The organism is bacterium, from assembly GCA_035454885.1.
GTDB lineage: Bacteria > UBA10199 > UBA10199 > JACPAL01.
The window spans coordinates 72956-85361 of sequence record DATIGE010000040.1 but is presented as its reverse complement, the minus strand read 5'-3'; the positions used below and the strand labels follow the sequence as shown (position 1 = coordinate 85361).

Annotated in this window: 11 protein-coding genes and 1 pseudogene; 3 read left to right on the top strand and 9 right to left on the bottom strand. The window is 62.4% G+C overall.

Annotated elements, in window-relative coordinates; translation table 11 throughout:
* Nucleotides 1-620 (bottom strand): MBL fold metallo-hydrolase (locus tag VLJ37_07515; protein HSA59517.1); only part of this gene is annotated, 620 nt, incomplete at its 3' end.
* A gap of 144 nt (nt 621-764) precedes the next feature.
* Here VLJ37_07515 and VLJ37_07510 point away from each other — a divergent pair.
* The 3 genes and pseudogenes from VLJ37_07510 to VLJ37_07500 all read left to right on the top strand — a co-directional run bounded on the left by VLJ37_07510 (nt 765) and on the right by VLJ37_07500 (nt 2679).
* Nucleotides 765-1376, top strand: coding sequence for a hypothetical protein (locus VLJ37_07510; GenBank protein HSA59516.1), 612 nt, complete (start codon nt 765-767; stop codon nt 1374-1376).
* A complete protein-coding gene (locus VLJ37_07505; protein HSA59515.1) occupies nt 1373-2137 on the top strand; it encodes a lamin tail domain-containing protein in 765 nt (254 codons plus the stop codon). Before VLJ37_07510 ends, VLJ37_07505 begins: the two co-directional genes overlap by 4 nt.
* A 203-nt stretch (nt 2138-2340) precedes the next feature.
* Nucleotides 2341-2679, top strand: a pseudogene (locus tag VLJ37_07500) (septal ring lytic transglycosylase RlpA family protein).
* Between the two features lie 8 nt (nt 2680-2687).
* On the opposite strand, the gene VLJ37_07495 reads toward VLJ37_07500, so the two are convergent.
* The 8 genes from VLJ37_07495 to VLJ37_07460 form a co-directional block, all read right to left on the bottom strand.
* Nucleotides 2688-3158, bottom strand: a complete 471-nt coding sequence (locus VLJ37_07495) for a hypothetical protein (protein HSA59514.1) — start codon at nt 3156-3158, stop codon at nt 2688-2690.
* Between the two features lie 8 nt (nt 3159-3166).
* Complete coding sequence (locus VLJ37_07490) at nt 3167-4039, bottom strand: UbiA-like polyprenyltransferase (GenBank protein ID HSA59513.1); 873 nt, start codon at nt 4037-4039, stop codon at nt 3167-3169.
* Nucleotides 4036-4584 carry a UbiX family flavin prenyltransferase gene (locus VLJ37_07485; GenBank protein HSA59512.1) on the bottom strand — a complete coding sequence of 183 codons (549 nt, stop codon included), beginning with the start codon at nt 4582-4584 and terminating at the stop codon, nt 4036-4038. The genes VLJ37_07490 and VLJ37_07485 overlap by 4 nt, the downstream gene beginning before the upstream one ends.
* Nucleotides 4581-5270, bottom strand: a complete 690-nt coding sequence (locus tag VLJ37_07480) for a ubiquinone/menaquinone biosynthesis methyltransferase (GenBank protein ID HSA59511.1) — start codon at nt 5268-5270, stop codon at nt 4581-4583. The genes VLJ37_07485 and VLJ37_07480 overlap by 4 nt, the downstream gene beginning before the upstream one ends.
* The gene (locus tag VLJ37_07475; protein HSA59510.1) at nt 5270-6724 is read right to left on the bottom strand and encodes a menaquinone biosynthesis decarboxylase; all 1455 of its coding nucleotides are present in this window, start codon (nt 6722-6724) and stop codon (nt 5270-5272) included. Before VLJ37_07475 ends, VLJ37_07480 begins: the two co-directional genes overlap by 1 nt.
* Entirely contained in the window at nt 6709-7800 is a 1092-nt protein-coding gene (locus tag VLJ37_07470; GenBank protein HSA59509.1) for an amidohydrolase family protein, read from the bottom strand. The genes VLJ37_07475 and VLJ37_07470 overlap by 16 nt, the downstream gene beginning before the upstream one ends.
* A gap of 74 nt (nt 7801-7874) precedes the next feature.
* Nucleotides 7875-9518, bottom strand: a complete 1644-nt coding sequence (locus VLJ37_07465; protein HSA59508.1) for a lysophospholipid acyltransferase family protein — start codon at nt 9516-9518, stop codon at nt 7875-7877.
* A 66-nt stretch (nt 9519-9584) separates the two neighbouring features.
* Nucleotides 9585-12350 (bottom strand): hypothetical protein, encoded by a 2766-nt coding sequence (locus VLJ37_07460; GenBank protein ID HSA59507.1) that lies wholly within the window; start codon nt 12348-12350, stop codon nt 9585-9587.
* Between the last annotated feature and the right edge of the window lie 56 nt (nt 12351-12406).

Below are 12406 nucleotides of genomic sequence, written 5' to 3'. Positions count from 1 at the left end.
CGGATCAGAATCCCGATGCAAGCCTCGTTTTCCTCGTCGGGATTGAGATGGATCTCCCGGCCGTCGATGTACCGACCGTTGGCGACGATGACCGTCGCCGTCGCGCCTCCCCCCAGATCCAGAACGAGTCCTGGCTCCGCTTGCTGCCGCCCGTCTGGGAGAGAGACGAGATAGTCACCGAAGATGGGTGTGTCTTTTTCCGTCGCCTCGCCCCGGTCGAGAAACGATTCTGACGGTTCGTAGTCGTCCTCCGTCCCGGCAAGGCCATCGGCTCCACGCAGGACCTCGGGAATCCCGCCGATATGGTCGGCGTCAAAATGGGTCGCCACGATCCAGTCCAAATGAGAGACCTCCCGCTCCTCGAGAAAGGGCAGGACCGATCCCGCGCCGGACAGGGGAGGACCGGCGTCGATGAGGAGGGACCTGCGGGTGGGACCGATGATCAGCGTTGCATCCCCCTGTCCGACGTCGAGGACAAAGATCCTGAGAGGCCCCTTTGGGGGGGTGGAAGGCCGTGAGTCTTGCGTTTCCGGATGCTGAAAAGGGTTCTCGATCGGGACGACGGGAGAACAGGCGTTGACGATAAATAAAATCAGGAGGGATTTGAAAAGGTGCTTCATGCCGTCAGGCCGATGCAAGGGGTGCCAATCCCGTCCTTGATCAAGTCGGGTCCGAAATCCGGACGATGGCGTCTCAGGATCTGGACGCTCGTCCAGCACCCATGCGGAAAAATCTTGGCACCTCGTTTGCTTCATGAACCGGACATGAAGCCGGCACTCATCTTCTTATGCCTTTCTTCGTATTTGATCCCCGCGGCCCATGCCTTTGAGGCCCTCAAGGAACCCTCCATCCAGGAGGTCCAGGCCGAGGCCGTCCGCCGTCTGGGCTTCCATGAATCGGAGCTTGAGGCCTGGGGAAGGCGCGCCCGGTGGTCCGCGGCCTTGCCCCAGCTCCAGGCCGGATTTCAGAGGGACCTCAAGGACGTCGTTCGTTTGACAACGCGGGATTCGGTCTCGATCCGGGACGGGGAGGTCTTCATCGGGCCGGACGAGAATGATTTCGACCAGAACTTCGACCAGGGCACGCGCTTTGAAGTCAAGGCCGTCTGGTCCTTGAACGAACTGGTCTTCAACCGGGATTCTTTATCCGTGAGCTCGGAGCGCCGGGACTGGGTCAGGGAAAAGAACAGGGTCTTGCAAGACGTAAGCGACGCTTACTTCGTCCGGAAGCGCCTGATCGAAGAGCTGCGATCCCGATCGGACCCCTTGCCGATCAGGGACAGAAAGAAACTCCTCCTCGATCAAGCAACCGGCACGCTCGACGCTTATACGGGCGGATGGTTTTCGAATCAAATTCAAAAAGGAGACCGGCTATGAAGACACTTGGCGTCCTACTCGTACTGACTCTTCTGACAACCGCATGTGGAGCGCCTCCGTCACGGCCGGAGTCGCTGTGGGATTCCCTTCCGCCCTCGGGCGAGGGGAGCGCCAAGTCGGTTCCGGCCCAGGCCTGGAACGGAGCAGAAACCGCCGGGAACGCGGAAGGCGAAGGATCTGCGGCGGAAGCGGCAGGCTCGGAGCCGGTCGTGGAAGCCGAAGAAATCGTCGGAACCGTCGTCCTCAATGAGATTTTTTACGACGCCGTCGGCAGCGACACGGATGGCCTCCTCTTTGTCGAGCTCTATGGGACGCCGGGACTGTTGATCGGCGGGTTCAGGGTGCTTTTCGTGGACGGCGGCGATGGAAGTATTGACGACACGATTGTCTTGCCGGAAGGGGAGCGCATTCCAGGGGACGGCTATTATGTTGTCGCGGACGCGCGCACGGGGTCTCCGGACATCAGTCAGGTGCCAAACCCCGATTTGATCGACAACTTCGACCCGCAGAACGGTCCCGATGCCGTGCTGTTGACGGATACGGACGGGGCGCTGTTGGACGCCGTGGGATACGGCGATGGTGTCGTTGCGATGGCGGAAAACGGTCTCCCCGCCTTCGAAGGGCAGTGCGCGCCGGACGTCGTTAACGGCCACAGCCTCGAACGCAAGGAGCCAGGAATCGACACCGGCGATAATTTTTCCGATTTCATGGAGAGCGAGTCCCCGACGCCGGGCGCGGGCCCGGTCACGCCGATTGAGTGAAATGGAAGCTAGACCTCCGCGGGAGGGGATGGTAGAAGGGGCCTCGTATTGAGCAGAAGGGAGGTCCCATGGCCCGGGCCCAAATCAGGTTTCTGCTCGCTTCGTCTTGTTTGGCAGGCGCTGCCTTGACAGCCCCGGGATGCGCCACGGCTCCCAAACCACAAGCCTCTCACGTTCCTTATGAACACGGGGAATTCATCCAGGAAGGGCTCGCGTCTTGGTATGGTCCCGGGTTTCACGGACGGAAAACCGCCAGCGGCGAAAAATATGACCAGCGCGATCTGACCTGTGCGCACCGAAAGCTCCCCTTCGGGACCAAATTGAAAGTGACCAACCTGCGGAACGGACAGGAGCTCATTGTGACGGTCAACGACCGCGGGCCTTTCGTCCGGAACCGGATTGTGGATGTCTCGCACGAGGCCGCAAAACAGCTCGATTTCCTCCATGATGGCACGGCGCCGGTCCGCTTGGAGAGAATGACTTCCGCCCAGCCGCCCCAGCCGCTCGAAGTGATGAACGCCGCCGCGGTCGATCCGGAATAGCCTTAAAGTTATAGTTTTCTTCTGAAGACCTTCGTGGGTCCGTAGCCGCGCTGGAAAATCCCCTTTTGAGATTGTGAGCTCTGCATCGTCTGCCGGAAATCGTCCAGGATGTTGTTGTCGTCCGCGCATCTCACGCAGAGCCAATACTTATCCAGGGCCCTGTTCTTGTGCTCGTAGTACTCGACGTCCGGCGAGGGCCGGCCGCAGGCCTCGCATTGGGTGCGGATGTGGTGATGATGCTTGCCCTCGATGAAGCCCAAGGATTTCTTTGGAGGAGGCGCCGCAGGACGGGGTGGGGGCGGCGCCGGCTTGGCTGGTTTCGGAGCGGCCAGTTTCGGCGGAGGCGGGGGACGTCGTTCCTCTTTCTTGGGAAAGCGGGCCGCACGTTCGGCCGCCTTTTTTTCGGCCTCGGCCTTTTTGAGTTTGTCCTGGCTGATCAGCCCGGCCTTGAGGAGGGCCTGTTGAAGCGTTTGAGTCATATCTAGTTTTAATAATTTATAATGGCGAGAGCGATGCCCGCAAGGAAGATCAACGAAATAAATCCATTGACGGTGAAGAAGGCCGCATTGACGCGGGACAGATCCTCCGCCTTGACGAGCGAATGCTCGTAGGTGAGGAGGGCGGCCGTGAGGGCGATCGTCGCAAAATAGGGCCACGGCGAACGAAGGAGGAGGCCGAAGGCGACGAACAGGACGATCGTCGCCGCGTGAAAAACGCGGGCAATGACGAGGGCGCGTGCCACGCCAAACCGGACCACCAGGGAATGGAGTCCTTCCCGGCGGTCGAAATCGTGGTCTTGAGTCGCGTAAATGACGTCGAAGCCGGCCACCCAAAAGGCGACGGCGAGACCCAGAACGAACGGGGGAGGGTTGAACGTCCCGCGAACGGCGATCCAGGCCGCGATCGGAGACGATCCCAAGACAAGGCCCAGAACGAGGTGGGACAGGGACGAGACCCGCTTCATGTAGGAGTAGCCGAACAGTAGGGCCAGGGCGGCGGGGGACAAGGCCAGACACAGGGGATTGATCGCGCGGGCGACGGCCAGAAAGAGGAGGGCGTTCACCAGGGAAAAGACGAGGACGAACCTCCCCGAGAGGAGGCCCTGAGGGACGTGGCGGGAGGCGGTGCGGGGATTGCGCGCGTCGATGCCGGCGTCGAGATAGCGGTTGAAGGCCATGCCGGCGTTCCGGGCGGTCACCATCGCCAGAAGGATGAGGGCCGCGAGTCTCCAGGACGGCAGGCCCCCCGCCGCCGCCAACATGGAAGCGAGGGCGAAAGGGAGGGCGAAGACCGTGTGGGACAGTTTCAGCATCCCGGAGACGTGGCGGACCTTGGAGAGCATTGGATTCAGGGAAATCATCGTTCCTGCCAGCGCGTCCGGAGGCGATTGTCGACGCCCAGATGGTCCAGGACGCGTGCGATCACCGTGTCCACGGCCTCTTCGATGGTCCTGGGCTTGGAGTAAAAGGACGGGATCGCCGGGATCACCGTCGCCCCGGCCAGCGTCACGAGCCTCATGTTTTCGATGTGGATGAGGCTGAACGGCGTCTCGCGGGGCACCAAGAGGATCTTGCGGCGCTCCTTGAAAAAGACGTCGGCGGCCCGGGCGAGCAGGTCGTCGGAGTATCCATGGGCGACTCGCCCCAGTGTCCCCATGCTGCAGGGGATCACGACCAGGGCGTCGTACTTCGCGGAACCGCTCGCGAAAGGGGCGGTGAAGTCCCGATGTCCGAAAAAGGGGTATCCGATTTCCTTGTAGTCGATCCCCGCCTCATCCCGCCCGATCGCCAGGGCGTTCTCGCTCGCGGTCAGATGGACCTCGTGGGGCGTCGTTTTCAGAAAATCGAGGAGCCTTTTGGCATAGATGGCCCCGCTGGCCCCGCTGATTCCCACGACCAGCTTCACGAGGCCTCCGCCGAGACCAAATGGGTCACGCCTCCGGTCAGGGCGCGGACGGAGACGTTCCGGAAGCCGGTGTGCTTGAGGAGCTCCCGGTAGGCCGTCGGCGTGTAGTAGTGGCGGACGGAGTCGCGCAGGTAGCGGTAGGCTTCGGGATGGCCGGAGACGAGGTGGCCGATCACCGGGATCACGAACTGGGCGTAGGTGGCGTTGAAGATCTTGTTGATCAGACCCTCCGGCCGGAAGAATTCGAGAATGACGAGCTTGCCGCCGCGGCGCAGGAGACCCGAGAGCTTTTTCAGAACCAGCTCGTTGTCGTCGATGTTGCGCATCCCGTAGGCGCACATCACCGCGTCGAAGGATCGGGCCGGGAGATTGAGCTTCATGGCGTCGGCGACCATCGGCCCGACCGAGGACTGCATGGCCTTGGGCAGGTTCTCCCAACCCTTGCGGAGCATGGGCTCCGAAAAGTCGACCGCGGTCACCCGTGCGTCGGGATTGGCCTCCAGGAGGGTCTTCGTGAGGGCCAGGGTCCCGGCGCACAAATCCAGGACGTTCCGGTATTCGGGGGCCGAGATCACCCGGACGGCGGCCTTCCGCCAGAGCCGGTCCGACTTGAGCGAGAGGAGGCCGTTCAAGAGGTCGTAGCGGGGGGCGATGTTGTCGAATATTTTTTGAACCTGTTCGGACATCAGATCCCCAATTTTTTCCAAATCCCGTCGATTTTCATTTTAACCTCGGGAGACATCTTCAAGACCTCCGGCCATTCGCGCTGGAAGCCTTCCTCCTTCCACTTCTTCGTCGCGTCGATACCCATCTTGGAGCCGTAGGCGAACTGCTCGGCGGCGTGGTCCAGGGCGTCGACCGGGCCCTCGGCGAAGACGACGTCCCGCTTGGCGTCGATATTGTTGGAGACCCGCCAGGCGACCTCCCTCAGGTCCTGGATGTTGACGTCCTCGTCCACCACGATCAGGCATTTCGTGAACATGAGCTGCCCGGTGCCCCAAAAGGAGTGCATGATCTTCTTGGCGTGGCCCGGGTACTGCTTCTTGATCGAAACGATCGCGAGATTGTGAAAGCACGTCTCGATGGGAAAGTGCATGTCCTTGATTTCGGGAAACGTCATCTTGACCAAGGGCAGGAAGATCCTTTCCGTCGCCTTGCCGAGGAAGCCGTCTTCCTGCAGGGGCGGTCCTACGATGGTCGTCGGGTAAACGGGGTCCTTCCGGTGCGTGACCGCCGTGACGTGGAAGAGCGGGTAGAGGTCCGCGAGCGAGTAGTAACCCGTGTGGTCGCCGAAGGGGCCTTCCATGACGAGCGGTTCGTTCGGATCGACGGTGCCTTCGATCACGAAATCGGCGTCCGCCGGGACTTCCATGTCGATCGTCCGGCATTTCACCATCTCGACGGCCTTCTTGCGGATGAAACCCGCGAGCATGAGCTCGTCGAAGTTGTCCGGCATCGGGGCGGTCGCCGCGTAAGTGAGGACGGGATCGCCGCCGAGGCAGACGGCCACGGGGATCTTCCGGTTCAGCTCCTTGTACCGCTGAAAATGCCTGGACCCCCCCTTGTGGATCTGCCAGTGCATCCCGGTCGTTTTCTTGTCGAAGACCTGCATCCGGTAGGTGCCGACGTTGCGGATCCCCGTATCGGGGTCCTTGGTGATGACGACGGGGAGAGTGATGAACGGCCCGCCGTCGCCCGGCCAGCACTTGAGATAAGGCAGGATCGAGAGATCGGGATCGGGGAGGATGACGTCCTGGCAGGCCCCTCGGGAGACGGTCTTCGGCACGTAGCTCCCGATCTTGGCGAGCTTCGGGAGCATGCGGAGTTTTTCCAGAAAGCCGGAGGGCGGGGCCGTTTTGATCAGGGCGTCGATCTCGGAGGCGACCTCCTCCACGTCCTCCACGCCCAGGGACCAGGCCATGCGCTTCCACGTCCCGTAGGCGTTGATGAGGAGGGGGAAGTCCGACTTCGTCCCATCCACCTTGACGACGTTCTCGAAGAGGAGGGCGGGTCCGCCGGCCTTGGTGACCCGGTCGGTGATCTCCGTGATCTCCAGGTCGGTCTTGACCGGTTCGGTGATCCGGACGAGCTGCTTTCGTTCCTCGAGAAAGGAGATGAATTGTTTCAGGGATTCAAACATACGCGTCCATCCACCATCGAAAAAACGACCGATTCCGCTTCCAGAGGGGTCCCTCGAACCGCAATGAGGTCCGCCTTCTTTCCAACCTCGATCGAACCGATCTCCTTCTCCATCCCCAGGGCCCGGGCCCCTTCGATCGTCGCCATGTTGATCACTTCTTCGTCGGTCAAACGCGGATAGGTCTCCTTCAAGAGACGCATTTCCCGGAGCATGGAGAGGTCCTCGTTGCTGGCCAGGCCGTCGGTGCCCAGCGCCATACGGACTCCCGCGGCCTTCAAATCCTCCAGGGGGAAGCGCTTGTGTCCGAAAAACCGGTGGCTGCCGGGGCAATGGATAACAGAGGCCCCGGAGCCCCGCAAGATGCCAATTTCCGAGGGGATGAGGTGATTTCCGTGTACGAGAAGGCATCCCGAATTCAGACGGTGATGGGCTTCGAGCCACCGGACGGGGGAGGAAAAGGGAAAATCCAGATCCCCGCCTCGTTCCTGTACGTAGACGGCCAGGGGGCCGTCCTGGCGCCGGAAGAAGCGGTCCTCGTCGGCCGATTCCAGAATGTGGAGGGATTGACGGGACTGCGATTCCGCCAAAATTTGCTCCGAGACCTCCTCGTGGACGGCATAGAGCGAATGAGGGGTTACGAATCCCCCCTCGTCGGCGGCGCGCCGGCGGGCCTTTTCCAGACACTCACGGGCGCGCCCCATGTGGGCGCCCAAGACCTCCCAAAATAGGACGCGCCGGAACGGAGTCGCAAAGGGTTCCGTATCCGGATGGCAATGGTCGGCGAGCGTCGTCGTCCCGCCGCGGATCAGGGCCTCGATGCCCCGCGAGACGCCGGACCGCACGTCGCCCCTGGTGAGCGAGGCGTTCTCCCTTGTCACCTCCTTCACCCATTCGGTGAAGGGGCGCTGGGGCGTCGTGAGGCCTTTCAGGGCGGAATGTTCCAGGTGGCAATGTGTGTTCACGAATCCCGGGAGGAGGGTGTCATCAGCCAGATCTACGCAATGCCCGGTCTTGGCGTTTAGGGGCGTATGGCCATACGCCCCGACGTATGTGATGCGGTCGTTTTCAATTACCACCACCCCGTCCTCAATCGGCGGCGAAGAGACGGGGAACACCCGACGGGCCCGAAGGAGCATCGCGGCAGTCTAGGTCAGGCGGCCTTGGCGGACAAGTCATTCATGTAGGCCTGGATGCGGGAGAGTTCGGCCCACATCCGGTTCCAGAGGAGGGAGTTGAGGCGGATCTCCTCGTCCTTCGACAAGGCGGGATCCGCATCCAGGAGGTTCCAGACCTCGATCGGTTCGAGGATCGACGTGACCGTCGGCTGATGCCGCATCGTGCCTTCCAGCACCGCGTCCAAGCTCTCCTCTTTGCGGAGAAGGCGTCCGAAACCGTACGAGACCACCGGGACGATGACCACGTCGTTCGGGAACTGGGCGGCGAGATGGGCGGCGCCGATCTCTGGAGGCCGGATCCCCACCTCCTCGCGGCGGAGCGGCGTGTCCATGCGGGTCCCCTCGATGAAGAAGAAGGGGCAAAGACCCTTCTCGAACGTGCGGACGCCCCAGGCCGAGACCTTTTCGAGGCGCCGGTCGTCGTGCTCCCGGTCCACCGTAAAATGGTCCGCCATGCGGAGGATGTCTCCGAGAACGGGTACCTTGAGGAGTTCGGACTTGGCCACGAAGCGGATGTCAAAATCGCGGAGGAGGGCCACCGCTAGGAGGATGTCCAGATGGCTGCGGTGATTGCCGACGAAGATGACCTTCTTGCCCTGACGCCGGTATTCGGCGATCTGTTCCATCCGGTGGGCGTTCAAGACGGTCGGTTGCCAGCGCGTGCGGGAGAGGGTCCCGAAGCCGATCGCTTGTGCCAGGCGGTTGTAAAGGTCTTTGGAGGATCCGGGGGCGCCTAATCCCTGGACCGTGGCGGAGCCGAAATTTAAAAAGTCCGCGATCACCTGCAGGGTCGTGGGAAGGCTTAAATTCGGGACCCCTCCGAGCGCCGAGCTCTTGCGGATGCTCTCGATCACGTCGGGGTTGCCGGACCCATCGAGGGAGGGCGTGTTCGCCGGGATGAGGCGGTTGAAGGATTCCAAGAATCCGCGCGCGGACTCGAAGTCGAGAGGGGCGCGCCGGGCGGCCTCGACGAGCCGGTTCTTCGCGCTCTTTCGGTGGGCCATTCCATAGAGGGCGCCGGCGAGGAGGGCGGATGAGGCGGCGAAGGCGGTCGTCGGCGTCTGTCCAGAGCCGGCCCAATAGGCGGATTCCACGGCCATGGAGGCGGCGGAGGTCCAGGACAACCAATTCGCCGGGGCGGCGAGGCTGGAAAGCCAATAGGTGATCTGTCCCCAGGCCGTCAGCGGTGAATCGCCAGGTCCGTTCAAGGGAACCTGGAGCCAGTTCAGATGCGCCTCGCGAATGCCGGTGGCGTCCACTGCGATCCCGGCCGCCGTCTCTGCGAGGTTTCGGGCGGTCTGCGGCGATTGATGCAGGAGGAGTTCGAGGGCCTTGGGGTGCATTGCGATCTCTGAGAGGGCGAGTCGCGAGCCCTCGGAATCGCGGGAAAGCAGATGATCGAAGTAGCGCATCTCACGGCGGAAGGTCACGCCCTTGGAGCTGACGCTATGTTCCAAGGCCGACCGGTGGGGCTGGATCGCGTTGGCGACGCCCTCCAAGGCGCCATGGACCGCGGCGATGTCGGAAAAAGTCGAGGCTTGGAACAAGGCCCTCTGCAGGTCGACCGCGGAGCATAGCGGCAGCGTCAGATGGGGCGACAAGGGCAAGAGGAGACTCATATCGTCCCTTGTTCGACGAGAATCTCAAAAAGTTGCGTGGCTAATGCCACGTATTTTTGGGGTTTTTTACCCTCCGTAGATGCCGGCCGTGGCCATGTAGCCGGCCCGCATTTCGCCGAAGCGGACGATCGCAAAGTTCAGCTGGAGGAGGAGCCATTTCACCTTCTGGTCCCTTTCCTTCCGAGAGAGGCCGCTCCATTCTTGGAGTTGCGGCCCGTAGCCCATCGCGTCCAGGTCGGATTCTTGGATCAGGGATTCCGGAAAGATCGGGTCCCCATAGGCGACGCTCGCAATGTCCTGGCCGGGCCTCATGTATGGGAACATCGTGTTTTCGTTCACGAAGCCGGACAGCTTTCCGGGGTAGTGCGCCAGGTCAGAGATTTTCTTGCCGAGGGCCCCGAATCGGCCCTTCAAGGCCGCCCCGAAGTCCCTGCCGTTTGGCAACTGGACCTCGGGAGGCATGGGCATGGAAGGTTCCGGATAGATCCGGTCCAGATTGTGGGCGACCGGAATGATGGGCCTTCCGGCCTCTTGCGCCACCTTGACGGGCTGTCCGGTGCTGTAGCGGGTCGGGTGATAGCCGGGGAGCATGACGGCCCACTTGTTCTTTCTCAGATTGGCATAGGGCGAGGGCAGGGGATTCGCGATGTCCCGCGTGCCGCCGCCGTAGATGTTGAGGAAGTTCCCCATGCCCAGGTGGGCCAAGAGGGTGAAGTTTTCGGACTGCCGCCTCTTGGGGTCCTTCGTTCTCTGAATGTAGGCCCCCGAGCCGAGGTGGTGGTAACCGTCCACGTCGATGCCGCCCAAGAAAGGACCGGCGATGGGGAACATGCTGACCCCCTTCTGCGCCAGAATCGCCGTGTGAGGGAGGCCAAAGAGCCAGGCGATGCCCTCCGCCTGGGGGAATTCGAGCTGGCCGACGTGGGTGGCGTCCAGGAGGGCCCCGCGGCGCGAGAATTGATCGTTGGGAATCTCCTGGGCCTCCATGGGGAAAACGTCCAATCCGCCTTCGACCAGGTAGGACTCGGGACGAAGCCCTTGGCCGAAATATCCGAAGAGTCTTTCCGCGCCCGTGACGTGAACTTGGCGGGCGTAATGCGACAGGATGTTGATGCCCCAGTCGCGGCCGGCGATATCGTAAAGTTTGGGAAGGAGGTAGGCGCCGTTTTCTTGCCGGTCCAGGGCGTCCTTGAGGCCCAAGGTCACCTCGACCAGGGGCTCGACGCCGTGCACCCCCTGGGCCCCGCGCGCGATGAAGAGCTGCTGCATCTTGTAGGCGAAGCTCAAGAGCTCGAAACGGTCCGCCCGGGGGACTTCGGCCTTTTGAAGGGCTTTCTTGGTCTCCCGGTGAAGCTCCCAAAGGATGATGAAGAGGTCGCGGTATGCCCCGTTCCGGTTGTGTTCCCTCTGGCCGGGGTCTTCATTCATCATGCCGCGGGCGACCTTGACGTAATCCTCCGCAAGTTCCTCGTAGGTCTGGACGAGGGACCTGAGCTTGCCGATCTTGGTCCTTGAGGCGTTGCCGGCCTGAACCAGGAGGTCGATCATTTGATTGTAGCGAAGGGCTTGCCACTTGAATTCGCGGAGGTCGATCTCCAGGTTGGCGTCCTCACGCCCCTTGAAGAGCTCGTATTCGGCGCGGGCGAGCTCCACGTTCACGCGCTTGTCTTCGAGGATGTAGGCCTGTCTGGCCTCCTGCGCCGCCTCTTGCAGGGGAGAAATCCCGGTCAGATCGAGTCCGCCCAGTCCAACCGCAAAGAAGGGGAGGTACTTGGCTTCCGCGCTGGCGACCACGAAACGGTCGTCGTCCGTTCCCTCCCCGCGGGCCAGTGCCATGTAGGCGCGTTCGGCGTCGAGACGGAACCGGCGGAGGCCGGAAAGGCGCGACTCCCGGTCCACGAGGGTGGCGTTCCCCTCGATCGCATCACTCTCGCGCGTGAGTCGATCCTGCACGTAGGCCCAGGTCGCGAAGTAGTAGTCCCTTTGGTCCCCGGGATTCTGAAGGGACATCTGAAGGAGGTCGAATTCCCACGGGCCGATGTTCCGGTCCTTCAGACCCGCGTGATTCCGTATGGCCTGATCGCGCTTCCAGAACGCCGCCGAGACCTTTCCGAAGTCCGGATGAACCGCTTCGCGGTACTTGATGACCATGTCGTTCCAGAGGGCCTGGGACTTCTCGGCGAACGGCAGGACCTCCGCGTGGATCGCGTCGAACTGGGAGCGCAGGGAGGCCGGGCCGATGCCCAGCTGGGTTTCGCCGTGTTCCGCCACCCGGGCCAGATCCTCCCGGTGCATCCTTTCAAAGACCTCTTCCCCTTCCGAGGAGGTCAAGAGGCGATCGGCCGCCTTGTGGGCGTGAAAGCGTCCACGGATCCTTTCCGGGTCGTAACGGTAGTGGTCGATGACGTTGTCGGAATACTTGCCGTCTCGCGCCACGCGGAGGATCGTGGCCGCTCGTCCCCACACGTACCCCGCCATCGTGCGCGCGTTCCGCGCCGCCTCGGAGATCGCGGTGGTTCCATTAAAAGCCGGGGGCGGGTAGGAGCTGTGCCGGGTGACGTCCTGGCTCAGGCGGATGACGACGTCTTCGGGAAGGGCGGCGGCCACGGCGACGAGGGTCGCCGGCGAATCGTGGAGGCCGGCCAGAAGCTGAGCGTAGGCCTCGCGGTCTTGGATGAGACGGTCGTTGAGGGGGAGTTGGCCGTTGGCGCTTCTGACGATGCTTCTCGCGGATTCGAGGAAGTCGTTGAAGCCTCCGAGGGTCCTGACCTCACCGGCGGCCGTGGTCCAGTTCCTGAGGACCCCCAGAGCTTGATTCAGAGCTTGATCCATCGCCCCTCCGACTCTTGATTCGCTAGCGTGAGCATCCCCTCATGGGCGCCTCTTCG

Excerpts from the sequence above, each read along its gene's own strand:
- VLJ37_07510 (HSA59516.1), top strand. The coding sequence starts at position 765 with ATGAAGCCGGCACTCATCTTCTTATGCCTTTCTTCGTATTTGATCCCC.
- VLJ37_07505 (HSA59515.1), top strand. The coding sequence starts at position 1,373 with ATGAAGACACTTGGCGTCCTACTCGTACTGACTCTTCTGACAACCGCA.
- VLJ37_07495 (HSA59514.1), bottom strand. The coding sequence starts at position 3,158 with ATGACTCAAACGCTTCAACAGGCCCTCCTCAAGGCCGGGCTGATCAGC.
- VLJ37_07490 (HSA59513.1), bottom strand. The coding sequence starts at position 4,039 with ATGATTTCCCTGAATCCAATGCTCTCCAAGGTCCGCCACGTCTCCGGG.
- VLJ37_07480 (HSA59511.1), bottom strand. The coding sequence starts at position 5,270 with ATGTCCGAACAGGTTCAAAAAATATTCGACAACATCGCCCCCCGCTAC.
- VLJ37_07475 (HSA59510.1), bottom strand. The coding sequence starts at position 6,724 with ATGTTTGAATCCCTGAAACAATTCATCTCCTTTCTCGAGGAACGAAAG.
- VLJ37_07465 (HSA59508.1), bottom strand. The coding sequence starts at position 9,518 with ATGAGTCTCCTCTTGCCCTTGTCGCCCCATCTGACGCTGCCGCTATGC.
- VLJ37_07460 (HSA59507.1), bottom strand. The coding sequence starts at position 12,350 with ATGGATCAAGCTCTGAATCAAGCTCTGGGGGTCCTCAGGAACTGGACC.